Below are 17,208 nucleotides of genomic sequence, written 5' to 3'. Positions count from 1 at the left end.
ACCTGCGGATTTTTATTCTGAATATTTTTAACGTCAAAAACATCGAGTAGTGCACCGGGCACTACTCATGTTCATCTTAGTATAAGGTTTAAAAAGAGAGATTTATGAGCGTTTTTTGTCAAAATTGAGAAAATTGTGAGTTATTCATTAAAAACTCACGGTTTTCTTCTTCAATCATTTGACGGGCCACATACAGAATCAGCTGGCGTAACCAGCGATGCGCCGGATGATGATGCAGTAACGGACACCAGGCCATCTTCAATTCAAATTCCGGAATATAAAACGGCGGGTCTTTAATCAGCAGATTCTGGCTTTTGGCCTGTAAACGGGCAATTCGGGTCGGTAAGGTAGCTACCAGATCCACATTGGATGCCAAGAGTGCCGGCATCTGATAATGACGGGTAAATACCGAAATCTTGCGTTTTTGACCAATCCGCTCCAGTGCCTGATCAATCCAGCCTAATCCGGCCTGTTTTTCAGGATTAACGCCAAAGCCAACGCCCATACCGGTTTTAGAGACCCAGATATGCTGTGCATCTAAATAGCTTTTGAGGTTCAGGTTACTGGCCGCCGGGTGTTTCTGATTGAGTAGACAGGAAAAACTGTCACGCCAGACCAGTACCTGGTGGAAACTTTGCGGAATTTCATTAAAGCGGTTGATGGCTAGGTCTACCTTGCCTTGTTCCATGTCACGATAGGAGACATCACTTGGGGTCAGAAAGTCGAGCACCACATTTGGCGCTTCAGAACGCAAGGCTTTGACCAGACGCGGCACCAGAGTGGCTTCGGCATAGTCTGAAGTCATAATCCGGAATACGCGATTAGAGGTATACGGGCGGAACTCGGTACGGGGTTCCAGAATCATGGATAAATCGGACAGGGCATCACGAATACGCGGTTGTAATTCAAGTGCGCGTTCGGTCGGGGTCATCCCTTCAGATGAACGGATGAGCAGGGGATCATTAAATAAGTTACGTAGACGACGTAAAATGTTACTCATGGCGGGTTGGGTAACGCCCAATTGTTCAGCTGCTCGAGTGACATTTTTTTCGCGAAGTAATACGTCCAGGTAAATTAGTAGGTTGAGATCGACCCGCTCCAGATTCATAAAAAAAATACCGAAAATAAACCCAAGAAATTATTTGGATTATGCCATAAGCCTGAAGGCTTGGGTAGAACAATTACCGAAAAAGCCTGTTCCCTGATCGGATCAATTCCTGCATATTTACCGGGTTTTTCGGCCCAATTCGCGCGGGGTTTAAGCGGCTTAAATCAGCGCGTGTCGGGTTGATTCAAACCTCATCGCATCCACCTGCAGAAATGCTTGAGTTGAGCGACTCAATACAAGCATGGTCTTCTTCTATTCACTGTCAGGTTGGCTCTACCAGGCTAAAAATAAGCCGGATATTGCCTTGATTTTGTACGGAAAAAGCCGTACCCGACTTAAGTATAATGAATATAAAAAAAGCAAATGGTGTGTTTTTTAATCGGTTATTTGAATTGTAAAATAAAATTTATTTAATAAAAATCAAATATTTGTTTTGTAATATAAATTTTCGGATACGACTTTGATCTACATATTTTTTAAATAAATAGTGAAGATTCTTTGAGGATATTGGATTAATTTTCTAACTCACTCTAATCTGTACTCAACACGACGAAGTGCTCTAAATCTGAACACATCCAGAGGTATGATTTTAGTCATTTCGTTGGAGAAAATCCTAAAATTAATACAGGAAAATATCATGACTACATACCAAACAGCGATTGATGCAATCCGCGAATTGAAAGCGAAATTCGGTAACACTTGGGCAGACATCAGTCCTGAAGATGCTGCGCGTATGCAGATGCAAAACCGTTTCAAAACTGGTTTAGACATTGCTAAATATACAGCTGCGATTATGCGTCGTGATATGGCTGAATACGATGCAGACAGCAGCAAGTATACTCAATCATTAGGTTGCTGGCACGGTTTCGTTGCGCAACAAAAAATGATTGCGAACAAAAAATACTTCGGTACAACCTCTAAGCGTTATATCTACCTGTCTGGCTGGATGGTTGCTGCACTTCGTTCAGAATTCGGTCCACTTCCTGACCAATCTATGCACGAAAAAACTTCTGTTCCTGCATTGATCGAAGAAATCTACACTTTCTTACGTCAAGCTGACGCAAAAGAATTAAACGATTTGTTCCGTGCACTGAAAAAAGCACAAGACGCAGGTGATACTGCTAAAGCAGCTGAAATCACTGCTCAAATCGACAACTTTGAAACTCACGTTGTGCCAATTATTGCGGACATCGACGCTGGTTTCGGTAACGAAGAAGCAACTTACTTACTTGCGAAGAAAATGATCGAAGCGGGTGCTTGTGCTCTACAAATCGAAAACCAAGTTTCTGACGCTAAACAATGTGGTCACCAAGCTGGTAAAGTAACTGTTCCACACGAAGACTTCATCGCTAAAATCCACGCTTTACGTTATGCGTTCTTAGAAATGGGTCTTGACGACGGTATCATCGTTGCACGTACTGACTCTGAAGGCGCTGACTTGACTCAAAAAATCCCAGTGGTTAAAGAGCCAGGCGACATCGCTTCTCAATACATCAGCTACTTAGACACTCAAGAAATTGACATCTCTGAAGCGAAAGAAGACGAAATTCTGATCAAGCGTGATGGTAAATTACACCGTCCTAAGCGTTTAGCTTCTGGCTTGTATCAATTCCGTGAAGGCACTCAAATTGACCGCGTTGTACTTGACTGTGTAACTAGCTTACAAAACGGTGCTGACCTTCTTTGGATCGAAACTGCGACTCCAAACGTAGAAGAAATTGCACACATGGTTAACCGTGTGAAAGAAGTTGTTCCAAATGCGAAGCTTGTTTATAACAACTCTCCATCGTTCAACTGGACTTTAAACTTCCGTCAACAAGCTTACGACCGTTGGGTTGCTGAAGGTAAAGACGTTTCTGCTTACGACCGTGCTAAATTAATGAGCGCTGAGTACGACAACACTGAATTAGCTGCTGATGCTGATGAAAAAGTTCGTACATTCCAAGCAGATGCTTCTCGTGAAGCAGGTGTGTTCCACCACTTGATCACACTTCCGACTTACCACACTGCTGCGCTTTCTACTCATGAGCTTGCAGAAGGTTACTTCGGTTCTGAAGGTATGTTGGCTTATGTTGCTGGCGTACAACGTAAAGAAATCCGTGGTGGTATCTCTTGCGTGAAACACCAAGCAATGGCTGGTTCTGACATCGGTGACGATCACAAAGAAATCTTCTCTGGTGACAACGCACTTAAAGCTGCGGACGAAGCTAAAAACACTATGAACCAATTCAACGGCTAATCGTTAGACGGTTTAGAAAAAACCCTGCATCTGCAGGGTTTTTTTATGCTTGAATAAAAAGAATAAATAAGAAAGAAAAAAGAAGATCAGTACAGCAAGATAAAAAGAAACGGCAGAATAGAAAATGAAAGAAAAAAGAAAAGCTATTTCACCTTAATATAGTCCGCCACCGCATTGTCCGGATAATTAAAGCTGATTTTATTGTAGCGGGTGTGCTGGGCCGGAATAGGTTCTAAAAAGCTTTCATCAACCAGCGCGTTATATTCCTGATAGTTTTGATCGACCAGAATAATATCGCTGACTTTCAGTTTTAGCGGCTGATCTGACTGGTTATGAATACGCATATAGTAGTCATGCGCTTTGACGGTATCGGTAATATCGCGAAAGCTTAAGCTATCAATATGTTCGGCCTGAATGTTGGCATGTTTCAGCGCATTGCTGACTTCAATGGTCGCAACACGTTCCAGTTTTAGTGCTGGCTGTTTGGATGAGGCATCTACAAGTTCCAGCCCGTTTGCTGTGGGCTGCAATTGTTGAATCTGCTGATCGGTACTGATTAATTGGGCAGTCTGTTCATTGGTATAGCTGACCTGACCTTGTGTATTCTGGCTACGCTGACGGCGAGCATAGATACGGGTATCTTGCAGGCTGTAGCTCTGATCCGGATGAATCTTTAACTCAAGAATACGCTGCTGGCAATCATCACAGTCAAGGATGGTTTTGTAGTGACCGGCCAGCGGCTCCGGCTGTGGTGCTGCTGTTTCAGCAGCAGGCATCAAGCTGTCTTGCGGTTGGGTTTCAGTTTGGGCCTGGGCATTGCTCATGGTACTGCTTTTTTCAGCTTGCCCACCGCAACCACTTAAACACAAGGACAAGGTGCTAATTGCAAGAAGAGGACGAGATAACATGGCAACAGATCAATCTTTGGATAAGGTATTAAACATAAACTTTTCGGGCATATTCGCCTAGAGCAGAGGGCTAAATTGAGCCGCTGTTTTGTAGCAAATTTTATCGCGGGCAAAAAACCGTTTTGAAACAAGAAAAGCCACCAAAGTGGTGACTTTTAGCGATGCTAGATCTTGTGCTTTATTGCAGGTCTTTTTGCAGACGATAATTCTGGCTGGCATCAATATTGTCGCCATTATTGACATCACGCGCTTCAATAAAGTTTTCACCGACAAAGAATTTACGGTTATTGGCAGCCTGATCCAGAATAATAACGGCAGGATCATTCGGGTCAAATTCAAATGTACCGGTAATTTTGGACTCCTGACCATTGGCGCGGCCTAGGAATTCCTCATTCAGCTCATAAGTTTTATCCATTTTTAGCTCAAGCTCGGTTTCAATGCCTTGACAGTCGCTACACGGCAAGACCCCTTTATATTCTCCCGGCCAGTCCAGTGCGGTGGCGGCTGTATCATTGGCGCTCATGTCAGTGGCTGCGGCAGGCGAGGTGGTTTCTGCATCGCGGGCGGTTTCAGGGGTTTTATTGTTATCACAGGCGGCCAGTAACAGCGCCGTGAGGGCAAGGCTCAGAATTTTTATTTTCACCGATCAATCTCCTGACAGGACAGATAGGGTCAGCATAGCCTGATTGTAAAAATTGCCCTGTTGGGTTTCTGTGAGTATTTATTTTCAGTTCCTCGCATCCGGTTTATCCACGAAAAAAATGAAAGATTGGCAGGAATGGCGATTGACGGTTTGGCTAATTTTATACATTTATATATTAATTGCTTAAATATTCAGCAATCTGCTCTTTTTTAAATCTGTTGAGTTGTTAAACTTCGCGCAATTTTTATTGTGTGGATTGTGCTTGTGTTTGAGAAGTTGGCAGAACAGAGCTTGGGGTTGATGGGCTGGGAAATTGACAATCACTGGCCGCTGGATTTGGACCAGTGTGTGATGATTGCCGCGCCGCATACCAGTAACTGGGATGCACTATATGCACGTTTGGCGCTTAAAGCCTTGGGCGTGAATGTTCGCCTGACCATTAAAGACAGTTATATGAAGTTTCCGTTTGGGCCTTTTGTCCGTGCAATGGGCGGAATTGGCATTGACCGTCGTCCGAAGGCAGCCGGTGAGCAGCGTCCGAGCATGGTGCAGCTGATGAGTGATTTGTTCAAGCAGCATCCCAAGCTGGTGATGCTGGTTACGCCAGAAGGTACACGTGCCAAACAGGAACAGTGGAAAACCGGTTTTTACCATGTGGCAGTAACGGCTGGCGTGCCGATTGCATTGGCCTATATGGACTACGCCCAGAAAAAATGTGGGGTGGGTAAAATTGTCTATCCATCGGGAGATATGGAAAAAGACATGGCAGAAATCATGGCGTTTTATGCCAGCATTGCCGCCAAATTCCCGAAACAGTTTAGTGTCGATACCCGTTACTATGCAGAACCGGCTGAATAATCGTTCATCGTTAAAAAAAGAAGACAGGGCATCGACCCTGTCTTTTCATTTATGCACTTTCAATATCAACATTGGCCGTACATCAAGATGTGAGAGATTGAAGCTTCTCTCTGATTGATCCGCTGTTTTGTGTGATCAAACTTCTAAATATCTAATTTTGATTTAAGGCTGTTCTGCTTTGGGGAAAATCCCGCCCAACGATTGGCAGGCTGCGGTATAAAGCTGATATTGCTGCTGCACAATTTCATCCACCGCCAGGCTGGATTGCTGTTCACCTTCCCGATACTGTTCCACATAACGGCTGGCTTTTTGCCGGGCGGCAACCAGTGCATGTTCGTGATAGCTGTTAATGGCACTATGTGTCATTAGCGCGGTTTCAATATTGTGGCATTCAAATTGCGCCAGCAATTGTTCAGCGCGTTTTAATTCTTGGGAGTTACCGAACATACAGGCGCTCAGCAGGGTGCAGCAGGCCAAAGCAAACAGGGGTTTCATGTTAGCAAAATAGTGAAGAGAGGATAGGCCATAGTCTAGCGAATTCAGCCCACCTCTAGCATGACAAACCGGTTTAACTGCTTAAAAATTAGTTTATTGTGATAAAAGTCACACAAAACTGCAGTTAACCTTTGACCAGACCGCCATCGACAATCAGGTTTTGCCCGGTGACTGCACGCGAATACGGTGACAGGAACATCATAATGGCAGCAGCAAATTCTTCCGGGGTGGTAACGCGGCGTAGTGGCGTCGAGGCAGCAATTAAATCAAATACCGCATCTGGCGTGGCTTTGCTGGCATCGGTGGTTTGGAGCAGCCCGCCAGACAACATATTCACGTTAATACCATATTGGCCCAGATCATGCGCTGCAGTACGGGTAAAGGCCAACAGTGCGGCTTTGGCGGTGGTGTAGTCATGATAAGGCACCACCGGATTCTGCACGAGGTTGGTACCAATATTCACAATACGGCCAAATCCCGCAGTTTTCATATCCTCAAGCGCTGCTTGGGTGGTATTGAGGGCAGCCACAACTGCACCATCAAACTGTTGCTGCATGATGGCCGGCGTCAGATCTTCGACTTTGGGACGGGCATCACCATTAAACTCAAAGTTAATTAAGGCATTGTTGATGACACTATGAATGGCCTGACCAAAATGCGCCTTGGCTGCGGCAAAGAGAGCCTGCACCTGGGCTTTGTCAGTGACATCGGCCTGATAGGCAAAGACCTGCTCAGGATACTGTTGCACCAGTTGCTCAGCAGCAGCGGCACTGTTTAAATAATTTACCACTACACGCGCCCCTTGCGCCAATAAGGTTCGGGTAATTGCCAGGCCTAAACCGCGTGCGCCGCCAGTCACTAAAACAATTTGATCACGAATTTGCATATTGCTCACATCCTCATTCCCTATGCAGATGCACCATAGCAAGAAATGGCAGTCAGCCAAAGCGAAATCTGCGCCGATAGAAACTGGTGCAGTTATTGCTTAATGCCAGGACATAGACTTCAAAAAGATACGAATTGAGCAAAATGAATCAGCTGGTGGCAACAGAAGTGAAGCCTGCGGTGCAATATTGGTTTGCACAGCTCGAACTTGGCTTTAAAGGCGCAGAAAATCGCACCGTATTGGAACATCGTAAACATCATGGTCCTGTTCGGGTGCAAAAAATGCTGTGGCCGGAAAAAACCGGGGTGTGCCACGCCATTATTGTGCATCCACCGGCAGGCATTGCCGGGGGGGATCATTTAACCTTTCAGATGTCGGCAGAGCAGGCCGCACATGCCTTGGTGACCACGCCGGGTGCAGGAAAATGGTACAAGACCAATCAAAAACAGGCTTTCCAACATATTGATATTACAGTTAAAGATGCCTCTATTTTTGAATGGCTACCACAAGAAACCATGCTCTTTAATGGTGCACATGCCAATTCTGAAACCAGAGTTATTTTGGAGGATGCCGCCAGTTTTATTGGTTGGGATATGTTGGTACTGGGCCGTCAGGCGCGCCATGAAACATTTATCGAGGGCAGTTATCAAAATCGATTTCAGCTGTACCGGAACAATAAATTACTGGTCACTGACCGTTTGAGTTTTAGTGGCAATGACCGCTGGCTCAGCTCCTGTTTGGGAATGAACGGTCATGTAGTCATGGCTAGCTTCTGGGCAGTGCCGCCAGAAAAATTCCGCTCAAAATTCTATTTAGATCAGCAGATTGATCAAATCCGTGAGCTGATTATGCGCATGGATATTAAGGTGACGTTAACCCTGCTGGATGATGTGGTGACAGCACGTTATCTGGGGGATGACGTACGCCAGTGTCATGATGCCTTTGCCGCAATACGTGCCAAGCTGCGCCGTGACTGGTTTGATTTAGATGAAGAATTTCCGAGGATTTGGCGGACATAAAATGAAGTTCTCCCTCCCAATGGGAGGGAGCTAGAGGGAGGGTAAATACATTGGGTTTATTACCTCTCCCTAACCCTCTCCTGAAAGGAGAGGGAATATCATTTTTTAGCACACATTTTGCATTACACCCTTTAGAACAAACTTAGGAACGAGATATGGAACTCAATCTCACTGAAAAAGACAAAATGCTAATTTTTACTGCGGGCTTGGTGGCCGAACGCCGTAAAGCACGTGGGCTAAAACTGAACTATCCCGAGGCGATTGCCTATATTTCTGCCGCGTTGTTAGAAGGCGCGCGTGATGGCATGAGCGTGAGTGAGCTAATGCATTACGGCACCACATTATTAAAACGTGAAGATGTGATGGACGGCATTCCGGAAATGATTGCTGAAGTCCAAGTCGAAGCGACATTTCCAGATGGCTCAAAACTGGTCACGGTTCATCAGCCAATTATTTAGGAGAAGCGCATGATTCCGGGTGAAATTTTTACCCCAGACTCAGACATTGAAATGAATGTCGGACGTCAGACCTTAAAAATGACTGTCAGTAATATCGGAGATCGTCCGATTCAAGTCGGTTCACATTTTCATTTTTATGAGGCCAATGATGCTTTGCAATTTAACCGTGAAGCGGCACGAGGTTTTCGTTTAAATATTGCCGCAGGCACAGCGGTACGTTTTGAGCCGGGTCAAAGCCGGGATATTGAACTGGTGGCTTTAGCCGGTAAACGCGAAGTCTATGGCTTTGCCGGTCGTGTCATGGGTCCATTGGATTAAGGAAAAATTAAAATGAAAATGTCACGCCGTGCCTATGCGGAAATGTTTGGTCCAACGGTGGGTGATCGGGTTCGTTTGGCCGATACCGAACTGTTTATTGAAGTGGAACAAGACCTCACCACTTATGGTGAAGAAGTTAAATTTGGTGGTGGTAAAGTCATTCGTGATGGAATGGGGCAGTCACAACTTTTGGCTGATGATGTTGCCGATACCGTCATTACCAATGCTTTAATTGTAGATTGGTGGGGCATTGTTAAAGCTGATGTCGGTTTAAAGAACGGCCGTATCTGGAAAATTGGTAAAGCCGGCAACCCTGATATTCAGCCGGATATTACCATTCCACTTGGTGCTGCTACTGAAGTGATTGCAGGTGAAGGACAAATTTTAACAGCAGGTGGTGTGGATACCCATATTCATTGGATTTGCCCACAACAAGTGGAAACTGCACTCATGTCAGGCGTCACCACCATGATTGGTGGCGGTACAGGTCCTGCAGCAGGCACATCGGCAACGACGGTGACTCCGGGTCCTTGGCATATTTCCACCATGCTGCAAGCCATTGACGATTTACCCATGAATATTGGTTTATTGGGTAAAGGTAACCTCAGTCAGCCTGAACCGATTGCCGAGCAAATTCGTGCAGGTGTAGTGGGTTTAAAACTGCATGAAGATTGGGGCTCGACACCTGCGGCGATTGATAACTGTTTGACTGTGGCAGATGAATTTGACGTGCAAGTCGCAATTCATACCGACACTTTAAATGAAAGTGGTTTCTTGGAAGAAACGTTGGCGGCATTTAAAAACCGTACCATTCACACTTATCATACCGAAGGTGCCGGTGGTGGACATGCGCCTGATATTTTAAAAGCCATTGGTCAGCCGAATGTATTGCCATCGTCGACCAATCCAACCCGTCCTTATACCATCAACACCATTGATGAACATTTGGATATGTTGATGGTCTGTCACCATTTAGACCCTGCCATTTCGGAAGATGTGGCGTTTGCGGAAAGTCGTATTCGCCGTGAAACCATTGCTGCGGAAGATATTTTGCAAGACTTAGGCGCAATTGCCATGATGTCATCGGATTCGCAAGCGATGGGGCGTGTTGGAGAAGTGGTGATACGCACATGGCAAACCGCACATAAAATGAAAGTGCAGCGTGGACCTTTAGAGGGTGACAATGCCACGCATGATAATAACCGCGTAAAACGTTATATCGCTAAATATACGATTAACCCGGCAATTACCCATGGTTTAAGTCATGAAATTGGCTCGGTGGAAGTTGGTAAACTGGCCGATTTAGTGTTGTGGAAGCCCGCATTTTTTGGTGTTAAACCTTCGATGATCATTAAAGGCGGGATGATTGCGGCTGCACCTATGGGTGATATTAATGCCTCGATTCCAACGCCGCAGCCAGTGCATTATCGTCCGATGTTTGGTGCCAATGCCCGTGGTGTGCATAACACCTGTATTACCTTCTTGTCGCAAGTGGCAATTGAGGCAGGTGTGCATGAAAAACTGGGGCTGAAAAAGTTAATTAGCCCATGTAAAGGTACATGGGATATTCAGAAAAAGGATATGAAGCTGAATACCTACTGTCCTGTAATGGAAGTTGATCCTGAAATCTATGAAGTTCGGGCGGATGGGAAGTTACTGACTTGTGAGCCTGCGGAAGTGTTACCGATGGCGCAAAGGTATTTCTTATTTTAATTGACCTCTCCCTGACCCTCTCCTAAAAGGAGAGGGAAAGAAGTCATTAATTTAATTGCAGCTACGTTCCTTCTCCCTTTGGGAGAAGGTTAGGATGAGGGGATTAATTTATATTAAGATACATGTAAAATTATAAATTATAAGATGAAAAAATAGGAAAGCTCTTGAATAAAACACATGAAAAAATTTTATTTGGTGCAATTCAAGAAACATTGAAGCCCAGTTATCAAAAACAATTTATAGATATTAAGTGCGATGATCATTATTACTATATTTATAAACATTTAAGTTTTGACCGTGATCTTTACGTTCTGAATTTATTTAAAAAATTACAACTGAAATTTACGCCACCTGATAATTTCAATGACCCTTATGATTGCATGGCTGAGATTAAATTTGAGGATGTTCCTGACGCACAACATGAAATATTACAAAAACACTTCTCTGATGCCATACGTTCAAATTTATCAGTAACTTGTTTTAATAATAATCCACTTAATATGTTGATGTGGTCTCATTATGCTCAGAGCCATAAAGGTTTTTTAGTCGAATTTAAAATCCCTCATCCGACTATTGAATGGGTTCATGCTGCATTTCAAATTCACTCCGTTATATATCAAGATGAATTTCCTAAATTCCCGTTATTAATGTCTGATCCTCTAAGATTCTTTAGACCAGAGTTTAGTGCTGAAATGTTAGGTTTCGTAAGTAATCAGTATTTGGTCAAAGCTAAAGACTGGGAATATGAGAAAGAGTTTAGAGTTTTGGCACATGACTATGATAAAAATAATTTTGATTCATTATTAAAAATTATTCCTTCAAAGTATATTTCGTCAGTGATTTTAGGTGCAAAACTCACAGATGAAGATGCTAATAAATTCAAATTGTTGGAAGCAATTTCATATTTTAATACAACATATAAAGAGCAAGTGAAGGTTTATCAGGCTGAGTTAAAACCAAATAGCTTTAAAATTTTTGTAAAAGATCATCCTATATTGGATAGGAAAACTAAAACTTTAAAAGATTTCTTATTTTCTTAAATGCACCAAGAAAACTCATAATTGGCATAAAAAATGCTTACTTTTGATGCGTAAATTTACAGATGTTTTGCTTTGAAATTGAAAAACATAAGCCAAAGCAAAACATCTTCGTGACAAAAGGAACAGCATGAACATCTACACTCAACGAATAGAACACATTTCAGAGGGAAGCACTTTTGAAACCGTCGAACTCAGTTTTGACACCCGCCAAAAGAGCCGATTTCGTGCAACATTAAAATCAGGCGCCGATATTGGTGCAGACCTGCCGCGTACCGGCATTTTGCGTAGCGGCTCATTTATTGCCACTGAACAAGGCGATGTACTCCGGGTCGATGCGAAACCTGAACACCTGATGCAAGTGGTCGCCCAAACCGATTTCGATTTATTGAAAGCGGCGTATCACCTCGGCAACCGCCATGTACCGCTGATGCTCACGCCAACTGCACTGTATTTTGAACCAGATCATGTGCTGGCTGAAATGGTCATTGGACTGGGGCTGACTGTGAGTGAAGTCGAGCATCCCTTTGAACCAGAAAGCGGGGCATACGCACAGCACAGTCATGATCATCGTTTAAGCCCGATCAAGGCTATTCACGCCCATGCCCATCACTAATGCAGCGCAACTGCTCAAACTGCTGACTCTGTCTTCGACAGCGTTACCGGTCGGAGCGTATTGCTATTCGCAAGGGGTAGAAAGTGCGATTGATCAGGGCCTGATTCAAGATGAAAGCAGTAGCATCGCCTACTTTGAAGAAGTCTTGGAGATGCTACTGGTACGTTTTGAACTACCGGTCTTAAAACGGCTGATGCAATTTTATGATGATGACACACAGTTTGATCATTGGGCGCAGATTTATCGTGCCAGTCGGGAAAGCCGTGAACTTTTAGCAGAATCACAGCAGCTGGCATTTTCTCTTAATGCATGGATTAAAGATGTGCTGAAAATGCCGGTGACGGTGAAAAAACAGCTAGGTTTTGTGCCGGTTTATGCCCAGCTCTGCGGCCAGTTGGGTCTCAATGACGCAGATGTATTAACCGCTTATACCTTTACTGTGCTGGAAAATCAGGTGCTGGCGGCGGTGAAAACTGTCCCGCTGGGGCAGATGAGTGGGCAACGGATTTTATGGTATTTACATGAGCAGGTTCCGGCAGCCATCGAAAAAGCCTTAACGCTGGAAGATGAGCAGCTCAGTAGCGCCTTACCCAATTACGCCATGCTGAGTATGGCGCATGAAACTCAGTATTCACGCTTATTTAGATCTTAAAAAATCCTTAATTTCTCTTTTAGAGGAATTAAAAAATTAATCAATATTCCCTCTCCCTATGGGAGAGGGTAAGGGAGAGGGAAATTACCTCACCCTTGCACAGTATTACTGCTCATCTCCTAGAAGGAGAGGGCATTTATAAGGAAAATCAACATGACAGAACGTTCTCCATTACGTGTCGGCATCGGTGGTCCAGTCGGTTCAGGTAAAACTGCACTTACTCTCAATTTATGTCAGGCCTTGCGCCAGCGCTATAACATGGCGGTGGTCACCAATGACATTTATACCAAGGAAGACTCCAACTTTCTTACCCGCAACGAAGCCATGAGCCCAGACCGGATTGTCGGTGTCGAAACAGGTGGCTGTCCGCACACTGCCATCCGTGAAGATGCTTCGATTAACCTGGCAGCGATTGACGACTTGTGTGAAAAGTTCGATGGCTTGGAATTGATCATTATTGAAAGTGGTGGCGATAACTTGGCAGCAACCTTTAGTCCGGAATTATCCGATCTGACTTTATATGTGATTGATGTGGCCGGTGGTGAAAAAATTCCACGTAAAGGTGGGCCGGGCATTACCAAATCTGATTTGCTGATTATTAACAAAACCGATTTAGCCCCGATGGTCGGCGCCAGTCTGGAAGTAATGGATCAGGATGCCAAGCGCATGCGTGGTGATAAACCATTTTTATTTTCCAATATGAAAACCAAAGATGGTTTGGAGCAGATTATTGAGTTTATTGAAAAACAGGGCCTGTTTAAAAACTAAATAGCCTAAGCAATATCTCTATTTTTCCCTGATTCTAAAAAGATGGCTATGGCTGTCTTTTTTCTTGTGAGCATTTAACATTTGCACTGCTTGAATATCGAGTCAAAAGCTCATCTTTCTGAACCAATTTTGATCTCCACTTGCAAATAGTAGATCAGGCAGGGCAGATAAAACCTTAACTCGGCAGAAACTCGGCCAGTCTTTTCTTTTATCCACCAGAAAAATAGCCTAGATATGGATGAAATATGAACTTGCACATACAGGAACGCAACAAAAAATTGCCAGTAAATTCATGCTGATTGCTGAAAATGCAGCCATCTGAACAGGGGATAAATTGCATGAAAAAGCTGGCTTTTGTGTCGCTGGTGGCGGTGGCGCTTACCGGGTGTGTGGTCACGCCGTATGAGAATGGTCCACGACATAGCGTTTATACCGGTTATGATCGAGGCTATTCAAACTATCCATATACCGTGTCGCGTTGGGAACATGAACGCCGTCCGGTGTATATTCAGCAGCGTCCATCGGTTAAGCCAGTGAATCGACCGCATGCTCAACGTCCGCATGGGCAAAAACCGGGTCAGGCCAATCGTCCTGCACATAAACCGACACAGAGTAAACCTGCACAAAGCAAACCGGTAAAGCCAAATCGTCCGGTGGCCAACAAGCCGCCCGTGAAGAAGCCACAGGTGAGTAATCCAGCTAAGGCCAAACCAGTGACGGCTTTGCCGCCGACTTCTGGAGTGCAGCGTCCATTACGACCGGGCGTATAAATCAAAAAGGATTCCATCTGGAATCCTTTTTTTATAACCGTTCAATCAAACGTTAAAGTGATTTCTGATACAGTCCGGCGCGGACTGTACCGGCTTTGGTTTCCTTGATTTGCTGCCAGGAGGCCGGCAGTTTTAGCTGGTTTAGATCACGGTCGGCCTCGACATAAATCAAGCCTTTATCCTGAATTAATGGATCAGCCAATTGTGCCAGCTGTTCCCATAAATCCAGGTTATAAGGCGGATCAAGAAACACCAGATCATAGCTGTCTTTCAGGCTGGCCAGCGCCTGCTGTGCAGTACTGATTTTTAACTGGGCGCGGGCTTTGGTGACTTTTAACAGTTCTAGGTTCTGGGTCAGGAACTGGGCTTGAGTGCGGTCCGGTTCAATCATGGTGACCTGTGCAGCACCACGTGATAGCGCTTCAAAGGAAAGCGCCCCCGAGCCGGCACACAGGTCCAGCACTTTGGCATTTTGCACATCCCACATCAGCCAGTTAAACAGGGTTTCACGCACCCGGTCCGGCGTCGGGCGTAAACCGTCAATACTGGCAAAGGCCAACTGGCGACGTTTCCAGTCTCCACCAATAATTCGTAGCTGGTTTTTCATGGTTTAGTTACTCTCTATTGTGGCAGATGGGGCAGCGGCCGGTGTTGCTGGCGCAGATGCAGCAGTATCCTGAGCCGGAGTGGTGGTGCTACGAGCACCTTCGGCACTTGGCAGTTCACTTGGCTTTAAACCGGCGGTCATCAGGCCACCACTAATTTGGGCCGCAGATGGGCGAATCGGATTCTTGTCTTTGTTGAGTAGCCAGTAATCCAGAATTGGACGGGCCAGGGCAGTGGCAGCACTCCCACCACGGCCATTTTCCAGAATCACCGCAATGGCAATTTCAGGTTTTTCTGCCGGAGCGAAGCCGACAAATAAACCGTGGTCAAGCTGGCGATCGGTGAGCAGTGCTTCATTATAGCGTTTGCCCTGGGCAATACTTTTGACCTGCGCGGTCCCGGTTTTTCCGGCAATTGAATATTGCAGGCCGCCTTTAATGCCTTTACCGGTGCCTGATTGAATGACATCCACCATGGCATCGCGCATTTTAATCCAGTCTTCGTCGGTCCCGTTAAATTCAATGCGGCCATTGGTACCATTATGCACCTTAAATGGACGCGCACCGCGGCTTTCACGCAGCACGTGTGGCGTGACTTTAAAGCCCTGGTTGGCGGTAATGGCAGTGGCCATGGCCAGTTGTAATGGCGTCGCGGTAAAGGCGCCCTGACCAATACTGACGGAAATGGTTTCGCCGCGCATCCATTTGGCATTGCGGGTACGCATCTTCCATTCCGGACTTGGATATAGGCCGGTGCTTTCACTTGGTAAATCGACACCAGTGCGCTCACTAAAACCAAACTGGCGCATCCAGTCATTCATCTTTTCAATGCCCATCCGGTAGGATAGTACATAGAAATAGGTATCACAGGACACCACCTGAGCAGTGTGCATATTGACAATGCCATGCCCCGATTTTTTATGGTCACGGAAACGGTGGCTATCGCCCGGTAAGGTGAAATAGCCATAATCCTGAATCGCAGTGCTCCAGTCGACCAGACCATAATGAATCCCGCCTAAACCAAACATTGGCTTAATGATCGAGCCGGGCGGATACACCCCTTGCACGGCACGGTTATACAGCGGCTGGTCAATATTGTCACGCAGGGCGGCATAGTTGGTATGGCTGATGCCGGTGACAAAGAGGTTCGGGTTAAAGCTGGGGCTCGACACCAGCGCCAGAATTTCCCCGGTACGTGGATCAAGCGCGACAATCGCACCACGGCGGCCAGCCAGCTGTTCAGAGGCCACCACTTGCAGGCCATAATCTAAGGACAGGTATAGATCATTACCGCGAACCGGATCTTTACGGCCCAAATGACGCAGTACATTACCGTGTGCATCGGCCTCGACCGATTCATTACCCGGTACGCCGTGCAGTAAATGCTCATATGATTTTTCTACGCCAATTTTACCAATCAGGTTGGTGCCGGCGTAGGCATCTTTATCAATCTCTTTCAGCTCTTTGTCATTGATCCGGCCCACATAACCAATCACATGCGCAAACAGCTCACCATGTGGATAGTAACGGGTCATCTGGGTTTCAATATTCACCCCGGGAAACTGGAATTTTACTTCACTGAAACGGGCAATATCGGTTTCGTTCAGATTCAGTTTAATGGAGACCCGTTCAGTTTTACGCGCGGTTTTAATCCGGCTCTGGAAGCGTTCAATATCTTCTTCAGTCAGTTCCAGAATCGGGGTCAGCCGTTCGATGGTGGCATCAATATCTTCGACATCGGCCCGGCTTAAGGTCGCGGTAAAGACCGGATAGTTATCGGCCAGCAACACCCCATTACGGTCATAGATATAACCGCGTGCGGGCGCTAAGGGTTGCAGGCGAATCCGGTTTTTGTCAGATGCGGTGGCAAACTCATCAAAGCTACTGATTTGCAGATAGGCATAACGTACCACCAGCAGCAGTAAAAAGAAACTGACCAGCCCGATAGAGATGAATACCCGATTGCGAAAAATGCGCTTTTCTTGCTGAACGTTTTTTAAAGGAAAGTGCTGTTTCATATGCAATCGGCTTAAACAGATCAAGGAGATGAGAATAGGGCTGTTATTCTAGCCGATAACACAGCGCTTTGCGTATGCCTGCATGACCGATTCGACA

General features: G+C 45.4%; 18 protein-coding genes. 11 read left to right on the top strand and 7 right to left on the bottom strand.

Annotated elements, in window-relative coordinates; all coding sequences use genetic code 11:
* Positions 1–118 precede the first annotated feature (118 nt).
* The gene (locus ACPEPR_RS10795; RefSeq protein WP_075167072.1) at positions 119–1,108 is read right to left on the bottom strand and encodes a LysR family transcriptional regulator; all 990 of its coding nucleotides are present in this window, start codon (positions 1,106–1,108) and stop codon (positions 119–121) included.
* A 637-nt stretch (positions 1,109–1,745) separates the two neighbouring features.
* On the opposite strand from ACPEPR_RS10795, the gene ACPEPR_RS10790 reads away from it, so the two are divergent.
* Positions 1,746–3,347, top strand: a complete 1,602-nt coding sequence (locus tag ACPEPR_RS10790; protein WP_168397548.1) for an isocitrate lyase — start codon at positions 1,746–1,748, stop codon at positions 3,345–3,347.
* 143 nt (positions 3,348–3,490) lie between these two features.
* Here the strand turns inward: ACPEPR_RS10790 and ACPEPR_RS10785 are convergent, their stop codons facing one another.
* A complete protein-coding gene (locus tag ACPEPR_RS10785) occupies positions 3,491–4,255 on the bottom strand; it encodes a copper resistance protein NlpE N-terminal domain-containing protein (RefSeq protein WP_168405553.1) in 765 nt (254 codons plus the stop codon).
* A gap of 178 nt (positions 4,256–4,433) precedes the next feature.
* Complete coding sequence (locus tag ACPEPR_RS10780; RefSeq protein ID WP_160241119.1) at positions 4,434–4,898, bottom strand: copper resistance protein NlpE; 465 nt, start codon at positions 4,896–4,898, stop codon at positions 4,434–4,436.
* 264 nt (positions 4,899–5,162) lie between these two features.
* Between ACPEPR_RS10780 and ACPEPR_RS10775 the strand changes: the two genes are divergently transcribed.
* Positions 5,163–5,756, top strand: coding sequence for a 1-acyl-sn-glycerol-3-phosphate acyltransferase (locus tag ACPEPR_RS10775; protein ID WP_171526423.1), 594 nt, complete (start codon positions 5,163–5,165; stop codon positions 5,754–5,756).
* Positions 5,757–5,918: 162 nt separating this feature from the next.
* Here the strand turns inward: ACPEPR_RS10775 and ACPEPR_RS10770 are convergent, their stop codons facing one another.
* On the bottom strand, positions 5,919–6,251 hold the full coding sequence (locus ACPEPR_RS10770) for a hypothetical protein (protein WP_005179319.1): 333 nt from the start codon (positions 6,249–6,251) through the stop codon (positions 5,919–5,921).
* Positions 6,252–6,375: 124 nt separating this feature from the next.
* A complete protein-coding gene (locus tag ACPEPR_RS10765; RefSeq protein ID WP_168405554.1) occupies positions 6,376–7,137 on the bottom strand; it encodes a 3-oxoacyl-ACP reductase in 762 nt (253 codons plus the stop codon).
* Between the two features lie 143 nt (positions 7,138–7,280).
* Here ACPEPR_RS10765 and ACPEPR_RS10760 point away from each other — a divergent pair, with 143 nt between their 5' ends.
* The 9 genes from ACPEPR_RS10760 to ACPEPR_RS10720 all read left to right on the top strand — a co-directional run bounded on the left by ACPEPR_RS10760 (position 7,281) and on the right by ACPEPR_RS10720 (position 14,488).
* Positions 7,281–8,156 (top strand): urease accessory protein UreD, encoded by an 876-nt coding sequence (locus ACPEPR_RS10760; protein ID WP_423562430.1) that lies wholly within the window; start codon positions 7,281–7,283, stop codon positions 8,154–8,156.
* Positions 8,157–8,311: 155 nt separating this feature from the next.
* Entirely contained in the window at positions 8,312–8,614 is a 303-nt protein-coding gene (ureA, locus tag ACPEPR_RS10755; RefSeq protein WP_423562418.1) for an urease subunit gamma, read from the top strand.
* 9 nt (positions 8,615–8,623) lie between these two features.
* Entirely contained in the window at positions 8,624–8,932 is a 309-nt protein-coding gene (locus ACPEPR_RS10750; protein WP_180006733.1) for an urease subunit beta, read from the top strand.
* A 12-nt stretch (positions 8,933–8,944) separates the two neighbouring features.
* Positions 8,945–10,645: an urease subunit alpha gene (ureC, locus tag ACPEPR_RS10745; protein ID WP_423562417.1), complete on the top strand. Its 1,701-nt coding sequence runs from the start codon at positions 8,945–8,947 to the stop codon at positions 10,643–10,645.
* Positions 10,646–10,809: 164 nt separating this feature from the next.
* On the top strand, positions 10,810–11,685 hold the full coding sequence (locus tag ACPEPR_RS10740) for a DUF2971 domain-containing protein (RefSeq protein ID WP_423562416.1): 876 nt from the start codon (positions 10,810–10,812) through the stop codon (positions 11,683–11,685).
* A gap of 127 nt (positions 11,686–11,812) precedes the next feature.
* Positions 11,813–12,298: an urease accessory protein UreE gene (gene ureE / locus ACPEPR_RS10735; protein ID WP_104487343.1), complete on the top strand. Its 486-nt coding sequence runs from the start codon at positions 11,813–11,815 to the stop codon at positions 12,296–12,298.
* Positions 12,285–12,950 carry an urease accessory protein UreF gene (locus tag ACPEPR_RS10730; RefSeq protein WP_005179301.1) on the top strand — a complete coding sequence of 222 codons (666 nt, stop codon included), beginning with the start codon at positions 12,285–12,287 and terminating at the stop codon, positions 12,948–12,950. Before ureE ends, ACPEPR_RS10730 begins: the two co-directional genes overlap by 14 nt.
* A gap of 153 nt (positions 12,951–13,103) precedes the next feature.
* Positions 13,104–13,718: an urease accessory protein UreG gene (gene ureG, locus ACPEPR_RS10725; RefSeq protein WP_005179298.1), complete on the top strand. Its 615-nt coding sequence runs from the start codon at positions 13,104–13,106 to the stop codon at positions 13,716–13,718.
* A gap of 338 nt (positions 13,719–14,056) precedes the next feature.
* Positions 14,057–14,488 carry a hypothetical protein gene (locus tag ACPEPR_RS10720; protein WP_163145584.1) on the top strand — a complete coding sequence of 144 codons (432 nt, stop codon included), beginning with the start codon at positions 14,057–14,059 and terminating at the stop codon, positions 14,486–14,488.
* A 52-nt stretch (positions 14,489–14,540) separates the two neighbouring features.
* On the opposite strand, the gene rsmD is transcribed toward ACPEPR_RS10720, so the two are convergent.
* Both rsmD and mrdA read right to left on the bottom strand, forming a co-directional pair.
* Positions 14,541–15,095, bottom strand: coding sequence for a 16S rRNA (guanine(966)-N(2))-methyltransferase RsmD (rsmD, locus tag ACPEPR_RS10715; protein ID WP_160241127.1), 555 nt, complete (start codon positions 15,093–15,095; stop codon positions 14,541–14,543).
* Between the two features lie 3 nt (positions 15,096–15,098).
* Positions 15,099–17,111: a penicillin-binding protein 2 gene (gene mrdA, locus ACPEPR_RS10710; RefSeq protein WP_423562415.1), complete on the bottom strand. Its 2,013-nt coding sequence runs from the start codon at positions 17,109–17,111 to the stop codon at positions 15,099–15,101.
* Positions 17,112–17,208: the final 97 nt, after the last annotated feature.

Origin of the sequence: Acinetobacter sp. AND/436, assembly GCF_049546925.1 — a bacterium.
Classification (GTDB): Bacteria; Pseudomonadota; Gammaproteobacteria; order Pseudomonadales; family Moraxellaceae; genus Acinetobacter; species Acinetobacter indicus.
The sequence above is the reverse complement of the archived record's forward strand: the minus strand, read 5'-3'. Positions and strand labels throughout refer to the sequence as shown.